The sequence below is a fragment of the Streptomyces sp. NPDC047081 genome, assembly GCF_040643775.1.
Lineage (GTDB): Bacteria > Actinomycetota > Actinomycetes > Streptomycetales > Streptomycetaceae > Streptomyces.
The window spans coordinates 1-24,553 of record NZ_JBEYUY010000013.1 but is presented as its reverse complement, the minus strand read 5'-3'; the positions used below and the strand labels follow the sequence as shown (position 1 = coordinate 24,553).

General features: G+C 71.1%; 21 protein-coding genes. 6 read left to right on the top strand and 15 right to left on the bottom strand.

Features of this window, described 5'->3' with window-relative positions; genetic code table 11:
- The first annotated feature begins 1 nt into the window (after window position 1).
- From ABZ848_RS24840 to ABZ848_RS24825, 4 genes are all read left to right on the top strand, one after another.
- The gene (locus ABZ848_RS24840; protein ID WP_360835272.1) at window positions 2–958 is read left to right on the top strand and encodes a sugar ABC transporter permease; all 957 of its coding nucleotides are present in this window, start codon (window positions 2–4) and stop codon (window positions 956–958) included.
- Entirely contained in the window at window positions 955–1,815 is an 861-nt protein-coding gene (locus ABZ848_RS24835; protein ID WP_360835270.1) for a carbohydrate ABC transporter permease, read from the top strand. The genes ABZ848_RS24840 and ABZ848_RS24835 overlap by 4 nt, the downstream gene beginning before the upstream one ends.
- A gap of 30 nt (window positions 1,816–1,845) precedes the next feature.
- Window positions 1,846–3,450, top strand: a complete 1,605-nt coding sequence (locus tag ABZ848_RS24830; RefSeq protein ID WP_360835268.1) for an alpha-amylase family glycosyl hydrolase — start codon at window positions 1,846–1,848, stop codon at window positions 3,448–3,450.
- A gap of 81 nt (window positions 3,451–3,531) precedes the next feature.
- Window positions 3,532–5,676, top strand: coding sequence for a discoidin domain-containing protein (locus ABZ848_RS24825; RefSeq protein WP_360835266.1), 2,145 nt, complete (start codon window positions 3,532–3,534; stop codon window positions 5,674–5,676).
- Here ABZ848_RS24825 and ABZ848_RS24820 read toward each other — a convergent pair.
- The 4 genes from ABZ848_RS24820 to ABZ848_RS24805 are packed head-to-tail and all read right to left on the bottom strand — an operon-like array spanning window position 5,645 to window position 8,992.
- The gene (locus ABZ848_RS24820; RefSeq protein ID WP_360835264.1) at window positions 5,645–6,457 is read right to left on the bottom strand and encodes an ABC transporter ATP-binding protein; all 813 of its coding nucleotides are present in this window, start codon (window positions 6,455–6,457) and stop codon (window positions 5,645–5,647) included. The genes ABZ848_RS24825 and ABZ848_RS24820 overlap by 32 nt on opposite strands.
- 20 nt (window positions 6,458–6,477) lie before the next feature.
- Entirely contained in the window at window positions 6,478–7,257 is a 780-nt protein-coding gene (locus ABZ848_RS24815; protein WP_360835262.1) for an ABC transporter permease, read from the bottom strand.
- Window positions 7,254–8,027, bottom strand: coding sequence for an ABC transporter permease subunit (locus ABZ848_RS24810; RefSeq protein ID WP_360835260.1), 774 nt, complete (start codon window positions 8,025–8,027; stop codon window positions 7,254–7,256). Before ABZ848_RS24810 ends, ABZ848_RS24815 begins: the two co-directional genes overlap by 4 nt.
- Complete coding sequence (locus tag ABZ848_RS24805; protein WP_360835258.1) at window positions 8,024–8,992, bottom strand: ABC transporter substrate-binding protein; 969 nt, start codon at window positions 8,990–8,992, stop codon at window positions 8,024–8,026. The genes ABZ848_RS24810 and ABZ848_RS24805 overlap by 4 nt, the downstream gene beginning before the upstream one ends.
- A 156-nt stretch (window positions 8,993–9,148) precedes the next feature.
- Between ABZ848_RS24805 and ABZ848_RS24800 the strand changes: the two genes are divergently transcribed.
- Window positions 9,149–10,000: an IclR family transcriptional regulator C-terminal domain-containing protein gene (locus tag ABZ848_RS24800; protein WP_360835256.1), complete on the top strand. Its 852-nt coding sequence runs from the start codon at window positions 9,149–9,151 to the stop codon at window positions 9,998–10,000.
- Here ABZ848_RS24800 and ABZ848_RS24795 read toward each other — a convergent pair.
- The 10 genes from ABZ848_RS24795 to ABZ848_RS24750 all read right to left on the bottom strand — a co-directional run bounded on the left by ABZ848_RS24795 (window position 9,915) and on the right by ABZ848_RS24750 (window position 21,290).
- The gene (locus ABZ848_RS24795; RefSeq protein WP_360835254.1) at window positions 9,915–10,853 is read right to left on the bottom strand and encodes a PDR/VanB family oxidoreductase; all 939 of its coding nucleotides are present in this window, start codon (window positions 10,851–10,853) and stop codon (window positions 9,915–9,917) included. The two genes, ABZ848_RS24800 and ABZ848_RS24795, sit on opposite strands and share 86 nt — an antisense overlap.
- Window positions 10,850–11,083, bottom strand: a complete 234-nt coding sequence (locus ABZ848_RS24790; RefSeq protein ID WP_360835252.1) for a hypothetical protein — start codon at window positions 11,081–11,083, stop codon at window positions 10,850–10,852. The genes ABZ848_RS24795 and ABZ848_RS24790 overlap by 4 nt, the downstream gene beginning before the upstream one ends.
- Complete coding sequence (locus ABZ848_RS24785) at window positions 11,080–12,153, bottom strand: aromatic ring-hydroxylating dioxygenase subunit alpha (RefSeq protein WP_360835250.1); 1,074 nt, start codon at window positions 12,151–12,153, stop codon at window positions 11,080–11,082. The genes ABZ848_RS24790 and ABZ848_RS24785 overlap by 4 nt, the downstream gene beginning before the upstream one ends.
- A 584-nt stretch (window positions 12,154–12,737) precedes the next feature.
- Entirely contained in the window at window positions 12,738–14,852 is a 2,115-nt protein-coding gene (locus ABZ848_RS24780) for an ABC transporter ATP-binding protein (RefSeq protein WP_360835248.1), read from the bottom strand.
- Window positions 14,849–15,718, bottom strand: coding sequence for an ABC transporter permease (locus ABZ848_RS24775; protein WP_360835246.1), 870 nt, complete (start codon window positions 15,716–15,718; stop codon window positions 14,849–14,851). Before ABZ848_RS24775 ends, ABZ848_RS24780 begins: the two co-directional genes overlap by 4 nt.
- A gap of 2 nt (window positions 15,719–15,720) precedes the next feature.
- Window positions 15,721–16,668 carry an ABC transporter permease gene (locus ABZ848_RS24770; protein ID WP_360835244.1) on the bottom strand — a complete coding sequence of 316 codons (948 nt, stop codon included), beginning with the start codon at window positions 16,666–16,668 and terminating at the stop codon, window positions 15,721–15,723.
- Window positions 16,665–18,224, bottom strand: a complete 1,560-nt coding sequence (locus ABZ848_RS24765; protein ID WP_360835242.1) for an ABC transporter substrate-binding protein — start codon at window positions 18,222–18,224, stop codon at window positions 16,665–16,667. The genes ABZ848_RS24770 and ABZ848_RS24765 overlap by 4 nt, the downstream gene beginning before the upstream one ends.
- A gap of 85 nt (window positions 18,225–18,309) precedes the next feature.
- Window positions 18,310–19,242: an NADP-dependent oxidoreductase gene (locus ABZ848_RS24760; protein ID WP_360835240.1), complete on the bottom strand. Its 933-nt coding sequence runs from the start codon at window positions 19,240–19,242 to the stop codon at window positions 18,310–18,312.
- Window positions 19,243–19,271: 29 nt separating this feature from the next.
- Window positions 19,272–20,159, bottom strand: coding sequence for a sugar phosphate isomerase/epimerase (locus ABZ848_RS24755; RefSeq protein ID WP_360835238.1), 888 nt, complete (start codon window positions 20,157–20,159; stop codon window positions 19,272–19,274).
- A 27-nt stretch (window positions 20,160–20,186) separates the two neighbouring features.
- Window positions 20,187–21,290 carry a Gfo/Idh/MocA family oxidoreductase gene (locus ABZ848_RS24750; protein WP_360835236.1) on the bottom strand — a complete coding sequence of 368 codons (1,104 nt, stop codon included), beginning with the start codon at window positions 21,288–21,290 and terminating at the stop codon, window positions 20,187–20,189.
- Between the two features lie 738 nt (window positions 21,291–22,028).
- Here ABZ848_RS24750 and ABZ848_RS24745 point away from each other — a divergent pair.
- On the top strand, window positions 22,029–23,291 hold the full coding sequence (locus tag ABZ848_RS24745) for an ROK family transcriptional regulator (protein WP_360835234.1): 1,263 nt from the start codon (window positions 22,029–22,031) through the stop codon (window positions 23,289–23,291).
- Window positions 23,292–23,332: 41 nt separating this feature from the next.
- Here the strand turns inward: ABZ848_RS24745 and ABZ848_RS24740 are convergent.
- On the bottom strand, window positions 23,333–24,553 hold a 1,221-nt coding region (locus ABZ848_RS24740; protein WP_360835232.1), incomplete at its 5' end, for an AMP-binding protein.

Below are 24,553 nucleotides of genomic sequence, written 5' to 3'. Positions count from 1 at the left end.
CATGACGAAGACGGCCGAGCGGCGGCCGGTCGAGACGGCCGCCGCCCATCCGGTCCCGGCGCCGCCCCCGGCAGGGGACCGGAGGCGGCGCCGCCTCGCCGACCAGGCCCGCGCCTACGCCTTCCTCCTCGGCGGCCTCGCCTGCTTCGCCCTGTTCTCCTGGTACCCGGCGATCCGCGCGGTCGTGATCGCCTTCCAGAAGTACACGCCCGGCTCACCACCGGAGTGGGTCGGCACCGCGAACTTCACCCGCGTCTGGCACGACCCGGAGTTCGCGGCCGCCTGGCGCAACACCCTCACCTTCACCCTGCTCGCCCTGCTGATCGGCTTCGCGATCCCCTTCGTGATGGCCCTCGTCCTCAACGAACTCCGGCACGCCAAGGCCTTCTTCAGGGTTGTGGTCTACCTCCCGGTGATGATCCCGCCGGTGGTCAGCGCCCTGCTGTGGAAGTGGTTCTACGACCCGGGAGCCGGCCTCGCCAACGAAACCCTCCGCTTCCTCCACCTGCCCACCTCGAACTGGTCCAACGGCGCCGACACCGCCCTCGTCTCCCTTGTCATCGTGGCCACTTGGGCCAACATGGGCGGAACCGTCCTGATCTACCTGGCCGCCCTCCAGTCCATCCCCGGCGAGCTGTACGAGGCCGCCGAACTGGACGGCGCGAACCTCCTCCAACGCATCCGCCATGTGACGATCCCTCAGACCCGCTTCGTCATCCTCATGCTGATGCTCCTTCAGATCATCGCCACGATGCAGGTCTTCACCGAGCCGTTCGTCATCACCGGCGGCGGCCCGGAGAACGCCACGGTCACCGTCCTCTACCTGATCTACAAGTACGCCTTCCTCTACAACGACTTCGGCGGCGCCTGCGCGCTCAGCGTCATGCTCCTCGTGCTGCTCGGCGCCTTCTCCGCCGTGTACCTGCGGCTCACCCGCTCCGGAGAGGGGGACCTGTGAGCACCCGCACCCTGATCTCCCCGGCGGCCCTGGCGCGCCCGCGCGGCAAGGCCCTCTACTGGACCGTCTTCACCACCGTCGTCCTGCTCTTCGCCCTCGCCTTCCTCTTCCCGGTCTACTGGATGGTGACCGGCGCGATGAAGTCCCCGGACGAGGTGACACGGACCCCGCCCACGCTCGTGCCCGAGCACTGGCACCTCGGCGGCTACACCGATGCCTGGGATCTGATGCAACTGCCGCAGCACCTGTGGAACACGGTCGTGCAGGCGGCCGGCGCCTGGGCGTTCCAGCTGGTCCTGTGCACGGCCGCCGCCTACGCCCTCTCCCGGCTCCGGCCGGTCTTCGGCAAGGTGATCCTCGGCGGCATCCTCGCCACCCTGATGGTCCCGGCCCAGGCGCTCGTCGTACCGAAGTACCTGACCGTGGCGGACCTGGGCCTCCTCAACGACCCGCTGGCCATCTGGCTCCCGGCCGCCGCCAACGCCTTCAACCTCTATCTCCTCAAGCGGTTCTTCGACCAGCTCCCGCGCGATGTGCTGGAGGCCGCCGAGATGGACGGCGCCGGAAAGCTGCGCACGCTCTGGTCGGTCGTGCTGCCGATGTCCCGTCCGGTCCTCGGTGTGGTCTCGATCTTCGCCCTCGTCGCCGTCTGGCAGGACTTCCTCTGGCCGCTGATGGTCTTCTCCGACACCGACAAGCAGCCCATCAGCGTGGCCCTCGTCCAGCTCTCGCAGAACATCCAACTCACCGTGCTCATCGCGGCGATGGTCATCGCCAGCATCCCGATGGTCGCGCTGTTCCTCGTCTTCCAGCGGCACATCATCGCCGGGATCAGCGCGGGCAGCACCAAGGGCTGACGCCCTCCCTCCGACAGAAAGGCAAGCACCGTGGGACAGCCCCGCCCTGCCCAGAAGGAGTGGTGGCGCTCCGCCGTCATCTACCAGGTGTACGTCCGCAGCTTCGCCGACGGCGACGGGGACGGCACCGGCGACCTCGCGGGCGTCCGCGCGAAGCTCCCGTATCTCGCCGAACTCGGCGTCGACGCCCTGTGGTTCAGCCCCTGGTACCTGTCACCGATGAAGGACGGCGGTTACGACGTCGCCGACTACCGTGCGATCGACCCGGCCTTCGGCACGCTCGCCGAGGCCGAGAAGCTGATCGCCGAGGCCCGCGAACTCGGCATCCGCACCATCGTCGACATCGTGCCCAACCACGTGTCCGACCAGCATCCCTGGTTCCGGGCCGCGTTGGCCGCAGGACCCGGCAGCCCCGAGCGCGAGCTGTTCCACTTCCGGCCCGGCCGCGGCGAGGACGGTCGACTCCCGCCCAACGACTGGCCGTCCCAGTTCCTCGGCTCCACCGAGCCGGTGTGGACACGGCTGCCCGACGGCGACTGGTACCTGCACCTGTTCACGCCCGAACAGCCCGACCTCAACTGGGCGCATCCGGCGGTCCGTCAGGAGCACGAGGACATCCTGCGCTTCTGGTTCGAGCGGGGCGTCGCCGGCGTCCGCATCGACTCGGCCGCCCTCCTCGCCAAGGACCCGGACCTGCCCGACCTCGCCGACGCACCCGACCCGCACCCCTTCGTCGACCGCGACGAACTCCACGACGTGTACCGCTCCTGGCGCGCGGTGGCCGACGAGTACGACGGCGTCTTCGTCGGCGAGGTGTGGCTCCCGGACGCCGAGCGCTTCGCCCGCTACCTCCGCCCCGACGAACTGCACACCGCCTTCAACTTCTCCTTCCTGTCCTGCCCTTGGGAGGCGGACAGGCTCCGTACGTCGATCGACACCACGCTCGCCGAGCACGCCCCCGTGGGCGCCCCCGCCACCTGGGTGCTCTGCAACCACGACGTCACCCGCACGGTCACCCGCTACGGCCGCACCGACACCGGTTTCGACTTCGCCGCAAAGGCCTTCGGCACCCCCACCGACCTCGCCCTCGGCACCCGACGCGCCCGCGCCGCCGCCCTGCTCTCGCTCGCGCTGCCCGGTGCCGTCTACGTCTACCAGGGCGAGGAACTGGGCCTGCCCGAGGCCGACATCCCGCGCGACCGCATCGAGGACCCGATGTACTTCCGCTCCGGCGGCACCGACCCGGGGCGCGACGGATGCCGGGTGCCGCTGCCGTGGGCCGCCGGGGAACCGTATGCCGGTTTCGGCTCGAAGCAGCAGGAGCCCTGGCTGCCACAGCCCGCCGACTGGGCGGCGTACGCCGCCGACCGCCAGGCCGCGGACCCCTCCTCGATGCTCGCCCTGTACCGCGCGGCGATCGGTCTGCGGCCCGTCTTCGGCGACGACCCGCTCACGTGGCTGCCCGCACCCGACGGTGTCCTCGCCTTCGCCCGTGCCGAAGGGGCCCTGTGCGTGGTGAACCTCGCCGACACCCCCGCCGACCTGCCCGCCCACTCCCAACTCCTTCTCACCAGCGGCCCGTTGACCCCCGACGGCCGGCTGCCGAAGGACACCGCGGTCTGGCTGCGCGCCTGAGCCGCAGCCGACCGCACCGCTATCCCCGCACCCCCACCCCGAAGGGATCAGCACATGCACAGGTCCAGATCTGTCAGGCGCATGCCAGCAACCGGTGCCGTGGTCGCCCTCTCCGCCGGCCTGCTCACCGCCGCCGTGCCCGCCGCCCACGCGGCCTCCGGCGCCACCCTGCCCTTCACCTCCGTCGAGGCCGAGTCCGCCACCTCCACCGGCACGAAGATCGGCCCCGACCACACCCAGGGCACCCTCGCCTCCGAGGCCTCCGGACGCCAGGCCGTGCGGCTCACCTCGGGGCAGCGCGTGGAGTTCACCGTGCCGCGCGCGGCCAACGCCGTGAACCTCGCCTACAGCGTCCCGGACGGCCAGTCGGGCTCGCTCGACGTGTACGTCAACGGCACCAGGATCAGCAAGACGCTGCCGGTGACCTCCAAGTACTCGTACATCGACACCAGTTGGATACCGGGCGCCAAGCAGCACCACTTCTTCGACAACTCCCGGCTGCTGCTCGGGCAGAACCTCCAGGCCGGCGACAAGGTCGCCTTCCAGTCGACCGGCACCCAGGTCACCGTGGACGTCGCCGACTTCGAGCAGGTCGACGCCGCGGCCGCACAGCCCGCGGGCTCGGTCTCGGTCACCTCCAAGGGTGCCGACCCCAGCGGGAACGGCGACTCCACGCAGGCCTTCCGGGACGCGATCGCCGCCGCCCAGGGCGGAGTGGTGTGGATCCCGCCGGGCGACTACAGGCTCACGTCCTCGCTGAGCGGGGTCCAGAACGTGACGCTCCAGGGCGCGGGCAGTTGGTACTCCGTCGTGCACACCTCCCGCTTCATCGACCAGTCCAGCTCCTCCGGAGGCGTGCACATCAAGGACTTCGCGGTGCTCGGCGAGGTCACCGAACGCGTCGACTCCAATCCGGACAACTTCGTCAACGGCTCGCTGGGACCGAACAGTTCGGTCTCCGGGATGTGGTTGCAGCACCTCAAGGTCGGCCTCTGGTTGATGGGCAACAACGACAACCTGGTCGTCGAGAACAACCGCGTCCTCGACACCACCGCCGACGGCCTCAACCTCAACGGCAACGCCCGCGGGGTCCGCGTCAGGAACAACTTCCTGCGCAACCAGGGCGACGACTCCCTCGCCATGTGGTCGCTGTACTCGCCGGACACCAACAGCAGCTTCGAGAACAACACCATCTCGCAGCCCAACCTCGCCAACGGCATCGCGATCTACGGCGGCACCGACATCGCGGTGAAGAACAACCTGGTCTCCGACACCAACGCCCTCGGCAGCGGCATCGCGATCTCCAACCAGAAGTTCCTCGACCCCTTCTCGCCGCTGTCCGGCACGATCACGGTCGACGGCAACACGCTCCTGCGTGCGGGGGCGATGAACCCCAACTGGAACCATCCGATGGGCGCGTTGCGCGTCGACTCCTACGACAGCGCCATCAACGCCACCGTGAACATCACCAACACGACGATCACCGACAGCCCGTACAGCGCCTTCGAGTTCGTGTCGGGCGGCGGGCAGGGATACCCCGTCCGCAATGTCACCGTGGACGGCGCGACCGTGCGGAACACCGGGACGGTCGTCGTCCAGGCGGAGGCGCAGGGCGCGGCGACCTTCCGCAACGTGACCGCGAGTTCGGTGGGCGCGGTCGGCATCTACAACTGCCCCTACCCGGCGAGCTCCGGCACCTTCACGCTCACCGACGGCGGCGGCAACTCCGGCTGGAGCAGCACCTGGTCGGACTGCTCGACCTGGCCGCAGCCCGGCCAGGGCAACCCCGACCCGGACCCGAACCGCAACCTCGCCAAGGGCCGCCCGGCGACGGCGACCGGCTCACAGGACGTCTACACGCCCGGCAAGGCGGTCGACGGCGACGCGAACAGCTACTGGGAGTCGGCCAACAACGCCTTCCCACAGTCCTGGACCGTCGACCTGGGCTCGTCCTACGCGGTGCGCCGTCTGGTGCTGAAGCTGCCGCCGTCCTCGGCCTGGGGCGCCCGTACGCAGACCATCACCGTGCTGGGCAGTGCCGACGGCTCCAACTACTCGACGGTGGTGGGATCTTCCGGCTACCGCTTCGACCCGGCGACCGGCAACACGGCCACCGTCTCGCTGCCGAGCAGCGCGAACCTGCGCTATCTGCGGCTGTCCGTCAGCGCCAACACCGGGTGGCCCGCAGGGCAGTTCAGTGAGGTGGAGGCGTATCTGACTTCGTGACCGCGTCCTGAGGCTCCCCGCGCTTCGCCGCCTGGATCTGCTCGTACACATGGGTCCGCAGCTCGGCGAAGCGCGGGGCGACCCGCGTGTGCAACTGGTCGCGCTCGTCGGGGAGATCGACCTTCAGCTGTTCCTGTACGACGGTGGGGGAGGCGGAGAGGACGACCACGCGCTCACCCAGGTACACGGCCTCGTCGATGTCATGGGTGACGAACAGGATCGTCATCCCGCGCTCCCGCCACAACCGCCGTACGAGATCCTCCAGATCGGCGCGGGTCTGGGCGTCCACCGCCGCGAACGGCTCGTCCATCAGCAGGACGTCGGGCTCGTAGGCGAGGGCACGGGCGATGGCGACGCGCTGCTGCATACCGCCGGACAGCTGCCAGGGGTAGGCGCCGGCGGCGTCCGTGAGGCCGACCGACTCCAGCGCGTCGGCCACCAGCTCCCTGCGCCGGGACCTGGTCAAGTCCTTCTGTTTCAGGGGGAGTTCGATGTTCTCGGCGACCCGCATCCAGGGGAACAGGCTGCGGCCGTACTCCTGGAAGACGAAGGCCATTCCGGGCGGCGGCCCGCTCACCGGTTTGTCCGCGAGCGTCACCCGGCCGGCCGTCGGCGTGAGCAGGCCGCCCACACACTTCAGCAGAGTCGTCTTGCCGCAGCCCGACGGGCCGACCAGGCAGACGAGTTCGCCCGCCTCCACGGTGAAGGTGAGGTCGCGCACCGCTTCGACGCGGCGGCCGGACCCTTCGTAGACCTTCTTGAGGCCGCGTACGTCGAGCATGGATTGCCCTTTCGCGAGCTTCACTGCGACCGCCGGGTGGACGCGCGCAGACCGTGGTACCAGCCGAGCACCCGCCGCTCGACCAGCTGGAAGACGACGGAGAGAAGGAAGCCGAGCAGGCCGAGGACCAGGATCCCGGTCCACATGTCCGGGATGGCGAAGCTGCGCTGGAACTGGACGACGGTGAAGCCGATGCCGTTGCTGGCCGCGACCATCTCGCTGATGACCATGAGGATGATGCCGATGGACAGCGCCTGGCGCAGCCCCGCGAAGATCTGCGGGCTCGCCGAGCGCAGGACCAGGTCGCGCAGGCGCGCCACGCCCGTGATGCCGTACGAGCGGGCTGTCTCCAGCATCACCGAGTCGACCGCGCGCACCCCCTCGACCGTGTTGAGCAGGATCGGCCAGACGCAGCCGCTCGCGATCACCACGATCTTCATCGTGTCGCCGATGCCCGCGAACAGCGTGATCACCGGGATGAGCACGGGCGGCGGGATCGCCCGCAGGAACTCCAGGACCGGTTCGCACACCGCCCGCACCCGCCGGTAGGAGCCGATGACCGTGCCGAGCGCGACACCGACGACGGCCGCCAGAGCGTAGCCGGCCGCGAGGCGCAGGACGCTGGGCAGGACGTCGGTGCGCAGCCGGTCGGCGGTCCAGACGTCCGGGAAGGTCGTGAGGATCGTCCGCAGCGGCGGCCAGAACGGGTTCGTGCTGCCGGAGGACGCGGCCCACCACACCGCGACCAGCAGCACGGGCAGCGCCACCACGAAGAACAGCCGCAGCAGTATCCGCATCACACCGCCACCTCTCCGCGCACTGACTGGTGCCAGGCCAGCGCCCGGCGCTCCACCGCCCGCGCGCCGACGTTGATGAGCAGACCGAGGAGACCGGCGACCACGATCAGCGCGTACATCTCCGGCACCGCCTGCGAGGTCTGCGCGACCGCGATCTCCCGCCCCAACCCCGGTGCGCCGATGACGAGTTCGGCGGTGATGGCGAGGATCAGCGCGACCGCCGCGGCGAGCCGGACACCCGTCATGACGTACGGCAGCGCGGTCGGCCACAGCACATGGCGCACGCGCGCCCAGGTGCCGAGACCGTACGACCGCGCCGTCTCCTCGGCGACCGGGTCCACGTCCTGGACGCCGTACAGGGTCTGGATGAGCACCTGCCAGAAGGACGCGTACACGACGAGCAGGAGCACCGACTTGAGCTCGGTGCCGTACAGCAGGACCGCGAGGGGGATCAGGGCGACCGAGGGAATCGGGCGGAGGAACTCGATCGTCGAGGCCGTCGCCTCGCGCAGATACGGCACGATCGAGACCAGCACGCCCACGACGACACCCGCGCCGACCGCGATCGTGAGGCCGATCGCCCAGCCGGTCAGGGTGTCGCCGAGCGCCGACCAGAAGCCGCCGTCGGAGAGTTCGTCACCGAGTGCGGAGGCGATACGGCTGGTCGGCGGGAAGTAGGCCTCCTTGACGAGGCCGAGCCGCGGCACCGCCTCGCCCAGGGCGAGGAAGGCCGCGAGCCCGGCCGCGCCGAGCGCGGCGTTCGTACCCCTCACGGCAGCAGCGCGTCCAGATCGGGCGACTTCTTGAAGAAGCCGAACTGCTCGCCCAGCTTCGCCTGCGTCTCGATCGAGGCGCGGTTCGCCTCGGCCGGCCACTTGGGCAGGGTGACCTTGGCCAGCACCGATGCCGGGACCTGGGTGTACGTGGTGACGATCTTGCGGACCTCGTCGGGGTGGGCGTCCGCGTAGGCGAGGGACTCGGCGGTCGCCTTCTGGAACTTCTTCACGATCTCGGGGTTCTTCTGCGCGTAGGCCGTCGACGTGAAGTACATCGCGACGGTCAGCTTCGAGGCCATGTCGACGAGCGGGGACGCGATCTCCTGGGCGCCCTGGTCCTTCATGGTGGTGAGCGCCGGCTCCACGGCCATGGCCGCGTCGACCTGCCCCTTGTCGAGCGCCGCGGGCATCTGGTCGAAGGGGAGCTCGACGAACTTGACCTTGTCCGGGTCGCCGCCCGCCTTCGTCACCGACTCCCGGACCGCCAACTCATTGATGTTCTTGAGGGTGTTGACTGCGACCTTCTTGCCCTCGAGGTCCTTCATCGTCTTGATCGGGCTGTCCTTCTTCACCACGGTGGCCCCGAAGTCCTTGCCCTGTACGCCGGTTGACGCGGCGCCGTTCGATATCGCCTTCAGGGACACGCCGTTGGTCTGGGCGACCATCAGGGAGAACACGTTGGAGAACCCGAACTGGTACTGGCCCGAGGCCACCGCGGGCACGATGGCGGCTCCGCCCGAGGCGAGCGTCGGCGACAGTTTCAGGCCCTGCTTCTCGAAGAAGCCCTTCTTCTCACCGAGATAGAGCGGCGCCACGTCGACGATGGGGATCAGGCCCACCTTGACCGTGGTGATGCCCCCGGACGACGTGCTCCCGCTGGACGAGTCGCCGCCCGACGAGCCACAGGCCGTCGCGACGAGCAGGAAGGCGCCGGTGGTGAGACCGGCGATCAGACGGCGCATGGCTCCTCCTGTGCAGAGAACGGTGCAGCGGTGTTCCGACAGGTTGTGCGCAAGGCGCACAGTAGTGCGCGGACTTGCTCAGCCGGAAGGTAGAAGCCGTAATCGAGTCCGGTCAATGGGTTCGCCGACAACATTGTTGACACTTTTGGGGGCGCGATGCCAGCCGGAGCCCGTCCGCCACACTTCGTGAGGTCCTTCGAGCGCGGTCTCGCCGTCATCCGCTCCTTCGACGCCGAGCACCCCGCCCGCACCCTGAGCGAGGTCGCCGACAGCTGCGACCTGACCCGCGCCGCCGCCCGCCGCCTGCTGCTCACCCTGGCCGACCTGGGCTACGTCCACCAGGAGGGACGCCAGTTCCGGCTCACCCCAAGGGTGTTGGAGCTCGGCTACTCCTACCTCTCCAGCTTCACCCTGCCGCAGATCGCCGAACCGCATCTGGAGCGGCTCGTCGCGGAGGTCAAGGAGTCGTCCTCGCTGTGCGTCCTCGACGGCGACGACATCGTGTACGTCGCCCGGGTCCCGACCCGCCGCATCATGTCCGCGGCCATCACGGTGGGCACCCGCTTCCCCGCGTACGTCACCTCGGTCGGCCGCGTGGTCCTCGCCCATCTGCCGGACGAGGAGATCGACACCCGGCTCGCCCGGACACGGCTGCGCCCCCTGACCGAGTTCACCGTCGTGTCGGCGCGCGAACTCCGCGCCGAACTACGGCGAATACGCGATCAGGGGTACGCGCTCGTCGACCAGGAGCTGGAGGAGGGGCTCCGGTCGATCGCCGCCCCGGTGCGGGACCGGAGCGGCGAGGTGGTCGCGGCTGTGAACATCGCCGTGCCGGCCGGCCGCAACACCGTCGGGTCGATACGGCGGGACCTGCTGCCGCCGCTGCTGGCGACCGTCGCCCGGATCGACGCCGACCTGAGGATCACAGGTCCAGCACGAGCCGCTTCCCACGACAGCGGGACACACAGATCATCATCGTCTCCCCGCTCTCCCGCTCCGCGTCCGTGAGCACCGAGTCCCGGTGCTCCGGCGTCCCTTCGAGGACATCGGTCTCGCAGGTGCCGCAGGTGCCCTCGGTGCAGGAGAACAGCACCTCGACACCGGCGGCGCGCACCGCGTCCAGCACGGAGACGTCCGGCGCGACCGTGACGGTACGGCCGCTCTGTGCCAGCTCGACCTCGAACTCGCCGTTCTCGCCCGCTTGTTGGGCCTTCGGCGCGAACCGCTCGACGCGCAGCCGGTCGGCCGGGCAGCGCGCCTCGACCGCGTCCAGCAGGGGCCCGGGGCCGCAGCAGTAGACGAGCGTCCCCTCGGGCAGGCCGTCCAGCACGGAGGCGAGGTCCAGCAGACCCGTCTCGTCCTGCGGGGCGACGGTCACCCGGTCGCCGTACCGCCCCAACTCCTCGGTGAACGCGATGGATTCGCGCGTGCGACCGCCGTACAGCAGCGTCCACTCGGCGCCCGCCGCCTCCGCCGCGGCCAGCATCGGCAGGATCGGCGTGATGCCGATGCCGCCCGCGATGAAGCGGTAGCGCGGCGCGGGCTCCAGGCGGAAGTGGTTGCGCGGGCCGCGCACCCGCACCTTGTCGCCCTGCCCCAACTGCTCGTGCACATGGGCGGATCCGCCGCGCCCGTCCGGCTCCCGCAGTACGGCGATCCGCCACGCCGAACGGTCGGCGGGGTCGCCGCACAGCGAGTACTGGCGCTCCAGCTCCGGCCCGAGCGCCACGTCGACGTGGGCGCCCGGCTCCCAGGCCGGCAGCTCCTCGCCCAGCGGGTGGCGCAGGGTGAGGGCGAGCACGCCGTCGGCCGCGAACTCCCTGCGCTCGACGACGAGTTCGGCTTCGTACACGTCACTCATGAATCGCCACCTCGCGGTTCGTGGCCCGGCGGCTGGTGTCCTGCCGGCTGGTGTCCTGGCGGCCGGTGTCCTGGCGGCCGGTGTCCTTCGGGGTGGCCGAGCATCCACTCCCACATCTCGATCGGGTCCTGAGCGGCGTGCTCGGCGCCGCAGTGGCAGGTGCCGTGCAGGATGTCCGTGCCCGGCAGCCAGTCGATCCGGTAGATCTCCCCGGTGGGGCTGTTGCTCACAGGACCTTCTCCACGGGCTTGTCGCCCTCCTCGACGAGGCGGGCGAGGATACGGCGGGCGGCCAGGCCGCCGGTGTCGATGTTGATGCTCAGCTCCTGGTAGCCCGCGCGCTCCGAACCGAGCGTGCGCTGAAGGAGGTTGAGCGCGTCCACGTCCTGCATCACGACGGTGTGGTTGTTGCCCCGCAGGAACTCGGTGACCTCGTCGTCCTCGGTCGCCCAGTCGCGCGAGACGGCCCAGAAGTCGTACACCTTGCCGTCGGCGGACGGCGTGATCGCGTACGTGATCTCGGTGTGGAAGGCGTTCGGGTCGCTCCCGTCGGCCTCCGGCAGCACGCCCACCGGCGCGATCCGGCTGTGCAGCAGATACAGGCACGGGGCGTGGTACTCGATGTCCTGCCAGCGGGTGATCCGGCCCTCGATGCCGGTCGACTTGGCGTAGAACGGCGGGCACTCGGCGTCGTCCATGTGCCGGCTGACCCGTACGATGCCCGCGCCCTCGTCGACCTCGGTGGTGATCGGCGTCTCGGCGACCTCGGGGGTGCCGATGTAACCGCCGTGCAGATACGTCTCGTGGGAAAGGTCGAGGAGGTTGTCGACGAGCAGGCCGTAGTCGGCGTCGATGGGCTCCATGCCGCGGACGGTCGTCCAGCCGGGGGAGTCGAGGTGCCGGGCGCGCGGAATGGTGTCCGCGTCCGCGAGCGCCGGGTCACCGATCCACACCCACACCAGGGAGTCCACCTCGGCGACGGGGTACGAGGCGACGCGGGCGGTGCGCGGTATGCGCTTCTGACCGGGCACGTACACGCAGGTACCCGTCGTGTCGTAGGTGAACCCGTGGTACCCGCACACCAGCCGGTCGCCGTCCAGCCGGCTCGGCTTCTCGTGCAGCGGGAAGCGGCGGTGCACACAGCGGTCCGCGAGCGCGACGGGCGTCCCGTCCTCCTCCGTCCGGTAGAAGACGAGCGGCTCACCGAGAATCGTCCGACCGAGCAGCTCCTCGCGGCCCACCTCGTGGCTGTAGGCGGCGACGTACCACTGGTTCCTGGCGAAGGCGGTCATGTGCGGCATGGCTGCGGCTCCCGTCGTTGGGTGGTGGCGACATCGTCGGGAAGGACGTCACGGGGGCGCAATACTGCTTCCGCCTCGCGGAAGGCTTGACATAAAAGGCCTGTTCAAAGGGGCTGCTCTGAATAGAAGGTGTATTTCTGCAGATCGAGGAGGATCGCTGCCGCGATCAGAGGCTTCCGGGTAGAAACGCCAGGAACATCGTCCTGCCCACGATCATCGGTGGGCAGCGCTTGGAGGGTGGAGACGATCCGGCGATCGCGGCAAGGGCATCGAGCAGCGGCACGAGCTGTACGAGCTGGTCACCGAGTTCACCATCGGGGACGCGGCGGGTCTGCCAACTGCTTCGTGGAGACCGGCTTCCACAAGGCGTTGCTGATCGACTTCGACTACGACAACGAGCCGCTGCCCGGTCACTGTCCGCCTGAGAGAACCACGTGTCCGTCCAAGGGGAGAGGACACCGCCATGCCGACTGCCACCTACGACAAGTAGAAGCCCCACCCGCCACTCACACCCGGCGCTCGCCTCGTGCCTTGAGGCGAGCGCTACGGCGTCGACATCGCCCACCGCATGATCGCGTCGGCCCTCACGGTCCGATCGTCGGCCGTACCGTGGCCAGTTCGCCGGCGAAGTGGCAGGCGGCTCGCTGCCCGGCCGGGGTCAGGGTGAGCCCCGGATCGGTCTCCGCGCAGATGGTGCGCTCCGGGTGGGCCAGCGGACCGATCGGGCAGCGGGTGCGGAAGCGGCAGCCGGAGGGCGGGTTCGCGGGGCTCGGCAGGTCGCCCCGCAGGACGATCTGTTCCCGCTCGGGGGCCGTGACGTCCACCACCGGCGACGACGACAGCAGCGCGGCGGTGTAGGGATGCTGCGGGTTGCCGTAGACGTCCGCGACATCGCCGTACTCGACGATCCTGCCGAGGTACATCACCGCGACCGTGTCACTGAGGTGCCGTACGACCGACAGGTCGTGGGCGATGAACAGGTATCCCAGGCCGAGATCGCTCTGCAGTTCCTGCAGGAGGTTGATGATCTGGGCCTGGACCGACATGTCCAGCGCGGAGACCGGTTCGTCCAGGACCAGGGTGCGCGGGCGGCGGGCCAGGGCCCGGGCGATGCCGATGCGCTGGCGCTGGCCGCCCGAGAACGCGTGCGGATAGCGGTCGAGGAGTTCCGGGCGCAGCCCGACCTGCTCCATCAACGAGCGTGCCTCGGACTCGAGTTCCCGGCCGCCGATGCCGCGCAGGCCGAGCGCCTCGGTGAGGGACTGCCGGATCGTGCGCCGGGGGTTCAGGGAGGCGTAGGGGTCCTGGAAGACGTACTGCACCGAGGACCGGACCCGGGCGAGGTCGGCCTCGCGCATCGCGGTCACGTCGGTGCCGTCGACGTGGACCGTGCCGTCGGCGATCGGGTTGATGCCGACGACGCTCCGCGACAGCGTGGACTTGCCGCAGCCGCTCTCGCCCACCAGCCCGAGGGTGCGGCCGGCGTGCACGGCGAGGCTCACCGAGTCGACGGCGTACACCGGGGGTTCACGGTGGAACAGCCCGCGCCGGCGCGATCCGACGTCGACCCGCAGGTCGCGGACCTCCAGCACAGGCACGTCCGTCGCGGAGACGGCGGGACGCGGTGCCGGGGCCATCGTCTCCTCGGTGGGGACGGCGGAGACGTCGACTCCCCGCTGGGACACGAAGCAGGCCGCGGACCGGCCCGAGTCGCCGATCTCCAGCAGTTCCGGCGCCGCCTCGGTGCACCCGTCCTCGGCGAACGGGCAGCGCGGTCCGAACGCGCAGCCCGGCGGGAGGGCGGCCGGGTCGGGCGGGGTGCCGGGGATCGCGGGCAGCGGACCGCCCTTGCGGTCGTCGTCGACGCGCGGCATGGCCGCGAGCAGCGCCGCCGTGTAGGGGTGCCGGGGGTCGGTGAAGACCTGCTCGACGGTGCCCTTCTCGACCGTGCGCCCGCTGTACATGACGACGACGTCCGTGCAGAGCTCGGCGACCACGCCCATGTCGTGGGTGATGATCGCCACGGCGATGCCGAGCTCGGTGCGCAGCCGCGCGAGCAGCCGCAGGATCTGGGCCTGGATGGTGACGTCGAGCGCGGTCGTGGGCTCGTCGGCGATGAGCAGGGCCGGATCGTTGGCCAGGGCGATCGCGATGACGACGCGCTGGCGCATACCGCCGGAGAACTGGTGCGGATAGTGGTCGATCTTCGTCCGCACGTCCGGGATGCCGACCTGTTCGAGGAGTTCGACCGCCCGGGCCCGCGCGGTCCTCTTGTCGACGCCGTGGACCGTCATCGCCTCGACGATCTGGTCGCCGACCTTCATGGCCGGGTTGAGGGCGGCCTGCGGGTCCTGGAAGACCATCGCGACCCTGCTGCCGCGCCGGCGCCGCATCTCGCTCTCGGGCAGCGTGAGCAGGTCCTCGCCGTCGAAGCGGACGGTGCCCGCGACGACCTCGCCGGGCGGGCGCAGCATCCGCATGATCGAGCGCGCGGTGACGGACTTGCCCGAGCCGGACTCGCCCACGATGCCGAGGACGTCACCGGCGTGGATGTCGAAGCTGACGCCGTCGACGGCCCGGACGGCACCGCCTCTCAGCCTGAACTCCGTGCCCAGGCCCTCGACGCGCAGCAGCGGGACGCGCTCGGCGGTCTCGGGAGCCTGCGGCTCTGTCACATGGGGATCGGTCGTCGGGGTCATCGGCGATTCACCGCCTCGTTGAGGGCGTCCGACATCAGGCTGACCCCCACCGCCAGCAGGAGCAGCAGGAGGGCGGGGCCGACGATGTAGGTGGAGGACTGGGACACGAACCGCAGTCCGTTGTTGAGCAGCACGCCGAGCGACGGCGTCGGCGGCTGGACACCGAGGCCGACGATGGACAGGCCCGCCTCGATGTAGACGCCGATGACCATCCACACGGCGCCGTTCACGACGATGGCGTCCATCGCGTTCGGCAGGACGTGCCGTACGAGCAGCCGGCGGCGCGAGACGCCGAGCACCCGGGCGGCCAGGACGTACTCCTTGTTCTGCTGGGCGAGCCAGGCGCCGCGGGCCAGGCGGCCGGCGCTGGGCAGACCGCCGATCAGGATGGTCAGGAAGAGCGCGAACCAGCCCGTGCCGAGGATCGCCACCAGGCAGACCCCGAGGATCAGCCCCGGGAAGCCGATGATCACGTCCAGCAGCCGCTGCACCCCCGCGCCGAGCCACTCCGAGAGCGCGCCGCACAGCCCGAGCAGGGTGCCGATCGCCATGCTCAGCGGCACGGCGGTCAGCACCAGGCTGAGGTCGACGCGGAGCCCGTAGACGCTGCGGACGAAGATGTCGCGGCCGAACTCGTCCGTGCCGAAGAGGTGACCGGCCGAGGGGCCGGCGAAGGTGGTCGTCCCCTGCTGGTCGAAGCCGCCCGGGAAGAGGACGGGGGCGAGCAGCGCGGCGAGCGCCAGGAGCACCAGGATCGACAGCCCGATGACGCCCCGCGGGGTGCGGAACGCCGACAGATAGCGGGCCAGCGTCGGGTTCAGCCTCCGCCGCACGGCCACCGGCGGCGACAGGGGTACGTCTGTCATGGTCAGTCTCCCAACCTGATCTTGGGGTCGAGTGCCGCGAGGACCAGCTCGGTGACGATCTGGCAGACGACGGCCACGCAGACCACGCCGAGGATCAGCACCTGCAGGACGGTGAAGTCGCGGGTGGTCACGCTGGAGACGGCGAGCTGTCCGAGGCCGTTGCGGTTGAACACGGATTCGATGACCACGGCGCCGGCGAGCAGGGTGCCGATCTCCAGGCCGATCGCGACGACCGCGGTGCCGAAGCTGTTGCGCAGCACGTGGCGCAGTGTGATCCGAGTCGACGAGACCCCTTTGGCGAGGGCCAGGTCGACGTAGTCCTCGCCCCGCACCCGGGCCATCTCCGTCTGGAGCAGCCGGGCCACGCCGCCGGCGGGCGGCAGCGCGAGCGCGACCGCGGGCAGCACCAGGTACTGGATCCCGATCGCGGGGTCGTGCACCACGCTCACCTCGCCGCTGACCGGCAGCCAGCGGTGGTACACACCGAAGACGAGGATCAGGGCGAGCGCCGTGAGGAACGACGGGATGGCGACCAGGACGCTGTTGCCCAGGTCGAGAACGGTCCGCGCCCACCGGCGCCGGGTCGAGCCCGCGAGGGTCCCGAGCAGCGTGCCGAGCGCCACGGCGAGCACGGTGGCGAACACGGCCAGCTCGACCGTGCTCTCCAGCCGGTCGCCGATGAGGCTCGTGACGCTGCGGTCGAGCAGGTAGGACCGGCCCAGGTCACCGTGGAAGAGCCCGGAGATCCAGTCCCAGTACTGCACCACGGGGGACCGGTCCAGCCCCAGCTGCCGCCGGATGGCCGTGATGTTCGCGGCGGTCGCGTCCGGCCCGGCGAGGCTGACGGCGACGTCCCCCGGGGCGAGCCGGGGGAGGGCGAAGGCGATGACCGAGCTGGTGAACAGCACGAACACCACCGAGGGCACCTTGCGCAACAGGAAGCGGATCATTTCGACAGCCAGGCCGTTCCGAGCTCGATGAAGCCCGCCTGGGTCGACTGGATGCCGCCCACGGACTTCGTCCGGACCGTCAGGGTCGGCCGCGTGACCAGCGGGACCGAGAACGCCTGGTCGAGCAGATAGTCGTTGTAGTCGTGCGTCGCGGCCTTCTGGTCGGCCGCCGACGTGGCCGTGGCCACCTTCTGGACGAGCGTGGAGTACTGCGGACTGCTGAACTTCAGCAGGTTGTCACCGGCGAGGTACTCGGGCCGGCTCACGACCTGGGACGCGGGCGACTGGGCGTTGCTGCCCATCACCAGCACTCCGGGCGCGCCCATGTTCCGCGCGGCGATCTTCGCGTCGTACTCGGTCGGGCTGAGCAGGACCGCCTTGGCGGTGATGCCGACGGCCGCGAGGTTGTTCTTGACGATCTGGAAGATGCCGGTGTTCTCGGGGGTGTTGAGGGTGACGACATTCAGCGTCGCGTTCTTCACGCCGGCCGCGGCGAGCATCTTCTTGGCCTTGCCCGGCTGGTACGTGTAGTGCTTCGCCTGGGTGGCGTCGTACCCGGCGGAGGAGGTCCGCCACGGCAGGTCGGTCGCCTGCGCCTGTCCGCCCTCGACCTGCTGGACGATGCGGCCGCGGTCGATCGCGTACTGGATCGCCTGGCGCACGGTCTTGTCGTCGAACGGCGCCTTCGTCACGTCGAGGGAGAGCGAGATGGCCGCTCCGCCCGAGGTCACCAGGGCGTATCCGGGCTGCTCGCTCAGGCTGCGGGCGTCGAGGGCCGCGACCCCCACGCCGTACTGCACGCGACCGCTGCGGATCGCCGACACGATGGCCGTGGGGTCGGTGATGATGTTGATCTCGATCTTGTCGAGGTGGGTGTTCTTGGCGTCCCGATACTTGGCGTACTTGGTGAGCACGACCTTGCCGCCGGGCGTCCAGGACGTCCACTGGAAGCGGCCGGTGCCGTCGACGACCTTTCCGGCGGAGTTGCCGGCGTAGGACGCGGGGTTCACGATCGGCATCGTCTCGAAGAGGTCGAAGACGTTCGGCGTCGCCTTGGAGAAGGTCAGCTTCAGCTCGTGGTCGCCCACGGCCTTCATCGTCTTGATCTGGGCGGCGATCGGCTGGTTCGCCGCGCCCGTCGCCGGGTCCTGCACCTTCTTCAGGGTGAAGATCACGTCGTTCGCGGTCAGTTTGCGGCCGCTGTGGAAGGTGACGTCGTCGCGGAGCGTGATGTCCATGCTCATCGCGTCGGGGGCGAGCTTCCACGACTTGGCGAGGACGCCGGTCGGCTTGCCGGTGGCGGTGTCGATGAGCGTCAGGGTCTCGAAGACCTGGTACTCGGAGAGCAGGTTGCCGAAGGAGGTCTTGAGGAATCCTCCCGGGTCGACGTCGCTCGCCTGGGCGACGACGAGGGTGCCGCCGTCGCTGACCGCGGCCGAGGAGGTCCCGCCGACGGGCTGCTGGGTGGCCGCGCTGCACGCCGAGGTGAACAGCGCGGCGCCCACGGCGACGCCCGCTGTCAGCCGGCGGACATGGACTGGCGTGGTGAGTGACATCGGTGCTCCTTGCGAGGGTGAGAGCCGGGGAGGGCTCGGATGTGGGTGGTCGGCTGCACCGTGGGGGGAGCGGGTCGTACGGGGGTCAGCGGTCCGCGCGCATGACGAGCGCGACCTTGCCCCGGGGGTGGCCGGACTCGACCGCGTGGAGGGCGGCCCCGGCGTCCTCGAACCGGAAGACGCCGTGGACCTGGGGATCGAGCTGTCCCTGGGCCACCCGCCGGGCCAGTTCGGCGAGGGCCTCGGTCGAGCCGCTGCGGGACAGGGGGAGGGCTTGAAAGCGGGCCGCGGTGTCGGGGTCGGCGACCGTGCGGATCCGGTCGCCGGGCGGGAGCACCGCCGAGACGGTGTTCAGCGCGTCGCCGCCCACGAGATCGAGGACCGTGTCGGCTCCCTTCGGCAGGGCCGACCGGAGCTGTTCGTCGAAATCGCCACTGTCGTAGGCGATCACGCCGACGCCGAGCGACTCGACGAACTCCCGCTTGGCCGCGCCGGCGGTGCCGACGACCGACACCCCGGCCGCTCGGGCGAGCTGCGCGGCGGCCACGCCGACACCGCCGCCGATCCCCAGGACCAGCAGGGTCTCGCCGGCCTCGGGGACGAGTCCGGCCAGCCCGTCGTGGGCGGTGCCGGCCGCCACCGGCAGCACGGCCGCGTCGGTCCAGGAGACGGCGTCGGGCTTGTGCGCCGTGCTGCTCGCGGTCAGCAGCGCGAAGTGCGCGTAGCCGCCGCAGCCGCGGGCGCTGGCGCCGAACACCGGGTCGCCGACGGCGAACCCCTCGACGTCCGCGCCGACCGCGGCGACGACGCCCGCGGCCTCGCGCCCGAGCACGGCCGGCAGGTCGAGGGGGAGGAAGGCGCGGTGCTGACCTGCCCGGACCTTCCAGTCCACCGGGTTGACCCCGGCCGCGTACACCTCGACGAGCAGTTCGTCCGGCCCCGGCACGGGCATGGGCAGCTCAAGGAACCGCTGCACCTCCGGTCCGCCGTAGGCGGTGAATCCATAGGCCGTGGGCACTGGGGGCCTCCAGACGGGTGACGTCGTGTTCAGTGGGGCTGTCGCGCCCAGGCGCCGCAGAGCCGGACGCTCTCCTCGGGCGTGGCCTGGGCGCCCTTGTCGACCTCGATGACGAGCCAGCCGTCGAAGGTGTCCGGCAGGGCGGCGAGGGTGGCGGGGAGATCCACGGAGGCGTGGCCCGGCTCCGCCCACAGACCCGCGAGCACGGTCTGCTGGTAGGTCCAGCCCTCGGCCCGGCCGCGCTCGGCCACCTCCGCGTGGAAGTCCTTGACGTGCATGGCGGCGACCCGGTCCCCATACTCGCGTATCAGGCCGATGACATCGGCACCGGCCCAGCCGAGGTGGCCGATGTCCGGACCGAAGGACAGGACGTCCGCAGGGATCGTGTCGAGGATGAACCGGGTCTCCTCCTCGGTCTCCGCCCAGGTGCCGACATGCGGGTGGAAGGCGGCGGCGACACCGTTGGCCCGGGTGGTCTCGCCCATCCTGGCGAACACGTCCCGGACCCGCTCCAGGCGTTCGGGCGTGCCGTGCGCGCCGACCGCCGGGCGGTGCACGCGCGGGGCCTGCTTGTTCATCCCGGTGGCCACGAAGACGGTGGGCAGGCCGAGCTCGGCCATCTGCGTACTGATCCGGTCCGTCTTGTCGAGCAGTTCCCGCAGGCCCGCCTCGTCCTCGGGCAGCGGGCCCGAGATGTAGCCGGGGGCGGGCAGCAGACCGTGGTCGGCGAGGAGCCCGCCGTACTCGGCGGTGGTGAGGTCCGCCGGGACCTCGGCGTGCACGGAGCGGATGCCCGACTCCTGGATGACCTTGAGCCGGTCGGCCAGCGGCGGGGCGATGGCGGGGTCGATCCAGCCGTCGTCGGTGGCGATCCACTGCAGCGGGTTGATCGCGATCTTCTCGGGGGTGATGGTCACGGTGGTCCTTTCGGGGCGTGGTCGGCGTCAGGCGGAGTAGCGGGGCTCGGGGCGTTCGCAGGTGGTCTCCAGCTGTGCCGTACGGCCCGAGCGGGACGACTCCTCCACCGCGCACAGCGTTTCGAGGACGTGGAGGGCGAACGGGGCGTTGGCGCGGTGCGGGCCGCCCTCGACGGCGTTCGCGAGGTCGCGCACGCCGAGCCCGCGGCGGGCCTGCTCGCGGGTGCCGACCGCGCCGAAGAGCTCGACGACCGGCTCCAGCACGGTCCAGTCGGCGTCGCCGTGCCGCCGCAGCCGTACGTCGCCGTCGAAGTGGTTGGGGTTGGGCAGGGACAGGGTGCCCTCGGTGCCGTAGACCTCCACCGCCGGCAGGTCGGTGTCCCAGACGTCGAAGCTCATCTGGGTCGTCCCGATGACGCCCGAGGCGAAGGTGAGGACCGCCGCCGCGTGGGTGGGGACGGTGACCTCGATGGTGTCGACCGTCCGTTCCGGCGCGGTCACCGTCCGCCGAGGTGCCCCGATCCGGCTGGCGGCGGCCACCGACCTGACCGGGCCGAGGGCGTTGACCAGGATCGCCACGTAGTACGGGCCCATGTCCATGACCGGGCCGCCGCCCTCCTGGAACAGGAAGGACGGGTTCGGGTGCCAGTTCTCGGCCTTGCTGTGGCCGATGAACGCGGAGGCCCCGATCGGCTCGCCGATCGCCCCCGAGTCGATCGCCTTGCGCAGGGTCTGGCTCGCGCTGCCGAGGAAGGTGTCCGGCGCGGAGCCCAGCAGGCGCCCCGTGCGGGTCGCCGCAGCCAGGGTGGTCCGGCCCTCCTCGACGGTCGTGGCCAGGGGCTTCTCCACGTAGACGTGCTTTCCGGCCTCCAGGGCCGTCACCACGGTGCGCGCGTGGTGCACCGGCGGTGTCAGGTTGACGAGGATGTCCACCGAGTCGTCCGCGTAGAGCTCCGCGTCGTCGCCCCAGGCCGGGATCGCGTGCTCGACGGCCGCCTGCTTGGCCCGGGCCGTGTCGATGTCCCCGACGCGGACGATCCGCAGCTCCGGGTGGCGGGCGAGACCGGTGACGTACCGGCCGAAGATGTTGCCGCTGCCCAGGATGCCGATGCGATGCGTCTGCTTGGCCATGCCGTGGTTCCTCTCCGGAGGGCGGTGGGGGTGCGGGAGCGTGGCGCGGACGGGGCCGCGTCGGTGCGGGTGCTCCGTGGGAGCCGGGCCGGTGGTGCGCGGGACCGGCGGTTCAGGCCGGACCGGATGGCCGGATCCGGCGGGGTTGCTCGGTAGTGAACTGCCGTGCCGGGCCGGGAGACGAGGACCGCGGTCCGGTGAGCAGAACACCGGGAGTCCCGTCATCGGATCGTGACAAGGGTGGACGGTGGGGTGTCGGGCGGCTTGCCCAGGGGGTCGCCGGAGGCGGGTGCGCACCGGTGCGGCCGACGGGCCGGAAAGGGCGTGTGACCAGGGGAAAGCGTGTCTCGCGGGCGCACGCGCGGGAGACGGCGAGGGGGTGCCCCGGCCCGGCGGAGAGCCGTGCCGGCGGTGGGCCGGCCGGTCGGCGGGAAGGGGTGGGCTCACACCGGGAGCGATCCGATCTCATTGCCTCGGCTGCCTCCTCCGGATAGGCTCGGCAATTTTTTCGAGCCGTCCGGAGGTCATGGTCTGCCGTCGTCGAACCGGCCACGGCGTGAACGCGGGGTGACCCACACCATCCGTTGGTTCGCACGGAACGGACAAGATGCCGCTTTTAATTTTTCTCGCGCACTAAAGCAGTCCGAAATGCCGTCCGCGGGTCGCCCTGACCCGCCTGTTGACGCGCGGCCTGCGCACATCCGATGGTGATCGGTGTGAGGAGGCCGAACAAAGACCGTGACCGTACATAAAGGAGCCTTCGCAGCTCACAAACACGAGCTGTATCCGCCGACGCCCACCGCCCTGCTGCCCGCGGTCCCCCTGGGTCTGCGCGCCGTCCTGGACCTCGTCGTCTCGGGCGAGGCGACCAGCAGGGCCGAGATCGCCCGGCGCACCGGCCTGGCCCGCTCCACCGTCGGCCAGCACGTCGGCCATCTCCTCGGACACGGCCTCCTGGAGGAGATCGAGTCCGGCGAGTCGGTGCGCGGCCGGCCGCCGCGCGTGCTGACGCTCTCCCCGCGCGCGGGGACCGTCGCGGTCGCCGACGTCGACACGTCCGGGGCGCAGGTCGCGATCGCGGACCTCACCGGGCGGATGCTCGCCCGGGAGACCGTGCCCGTCCGCATCGAGGCCGGACCCGAGGCCGTGCTGGACGCGGTGGCGGAACGCGTCCTCGCCCTGCTGGAGCGGACCGGCCGCGACCCGCGCCGGGTCCGCGAGGTGGTGCTGGGCCTGCCGGGCCCCGTCGACGTCGGACGCGGCTGCGCCGTCCGGCCGACCGGGATGCCGGGCTGGGACGGCTATCCCGCCGCCGAGACGCTGGGCGTACGGTTCCGCGCCCCCGCCCGCGTTGACAACGACGCCAACCTCATGGCCCTGGGCGAGGCGAGCCGGCGGGAGGCCGACACGCCCCTGCTCTGCCTCAAGATCGGCGCCGGGATGGGGGCCGGCCTCGTCACCGCCTCCGGCGACATCTACCGCGGGGCGGACGGCGCCGAGGGCGACGTCGGCCACATCCCGGCCGCCGACGGCGGCGACTCCCTGTGCACCTGCGGCAACGTCGGCTGTGTCCGGGCCGTCGCCTCGCACCGCGCAGTCCTGCGCGCCCTGGGCATCCCCGAGACGACGGACGACGACCTGAGGCACGGCGAGCGCGAACTGGCGGAACGCATCGCCGACAGCGATCCGCCCGCCGTACGCGCCCTGCGGGAGGCCGCCACGGCGATCGGCGAGGTCGCGGCCACGCTGGTGCTGGTCTACAACCCCCGCACGCTGGTCCTCGGCGGCCCGCTCAGCGACCTGAGCGACGACCTCCTGTCGGGGGTGCGCGCCGTCGTGTACCGCCGTGCGCTGCCCCTCACCACCCGGGCCCTGATCATCACCACGACCCTGCCCGACGGCACGGCGGCACTGCACGGCGGCATCGTCCTCGCCCTGCGGGACGTGTTCAGCGCGCAGGGGGTCGCGCGGCTGCTGGTGGACGACGGGGAGGCGGACTGAGGGGCGTTTGCCGTACGACGACCAGGACCGGGGCCGCGCTGTCAGTGCCCGGTGTCGGCGCGCTCGCGGTCCCAGGTGCCGGGCGTGACCCCACGCTCGCGCAGCACCGCCTTGCGCACCTTGCCGGTCTCGGTGAGCGGCAGCGCGTCGACCCGCTCGATGTAGCGGGGCACGGCGAAGCCGGGCAGTTCGCGGGCGCAGTGCCGGGCCAGGTCCGCCGGGTCCAGGGTGTGCCCGGGGCGCGGGACCACGGCGACCATCACCTCGTCCTCGGCCAGTTCGGAGGCGACCGGGAAGGCGGCGGCCGCGACGACCGCGGGGTGGGAGCGGACGGCCGCCTCCACCTCGTGGGAGGAGATGTTCTCGCCGCGCCGCCGGATGACGTCCTTGATGCGGTCGACGAACCGGAACCAGCCGTCGGGCTCCCGGACCACCCGGTCGCCCGTCCGGCGCCAGGAGTCCGGGGGCGGCTCCGGATCGCCCAGGTAACCGGTGGCGAAGGCGTAGGGGCGGTGGCTGCGGACGAGGAGTTCGCCCGGGGTGCCGTCCGGCACGGGGGCGAGGGCCTCGTCGACCACTCGGGCGTCGAAGCCCGGGCGGACCGTGCCCATGTACCCGGGCCGGCGGTGCTCGGGGGTGGAGCCGATGACGAGGTTCGTCTCCGTGGAGCCGAACCCGTCCACCAGGGTGACGCCGAACCGCTCACGGAACGGCTCCCACAGCGGGCCCGGCGTGGCCGGGGAGAGGCCGCGCCGCACCCGGTGCGCCCGGTCGTCCGGGCCCGGCGGCCGGGCGAGCAGCATGGGCGGCATCGCGCCGAGCAGATGGACGGCAGTGGCACCGGCGTCGGCGGCCTGCCGCCAGAACCGCGAGGCGGAGAACCGCTCGCCGACCACACAGCACGCGCCCACGGTCATCGCCTGGGCCAGGGTGTTCAGGGCGTTGGTGTGGAACAGGGGCAGACAGGTGAACAGGACGTCGTCGCAGGTCAGGCGCAGGGCGTCCGAGACGGTACGGCCCCACTGGACGAACTGCCCCTGCGGGCACCGCACTCCGCGCGGCGGACCGGTCGTGCCGGAGGTGAACAGGACGGCGACGGTGTCCTGCGGACGGACGGGGGAAGGGGGCAGCGGGTCGGCCCCGCCGGGACGCGGGGCCTCGGCGGCGCCGGCTGTCCAGGGCCCACCGCCGCTGAGTCCGCCCCTGTGCAACCCGACCCCGCCCCCGAACCCCCCGCCCCCAAGAAGCGCAAGCGCCGGGGC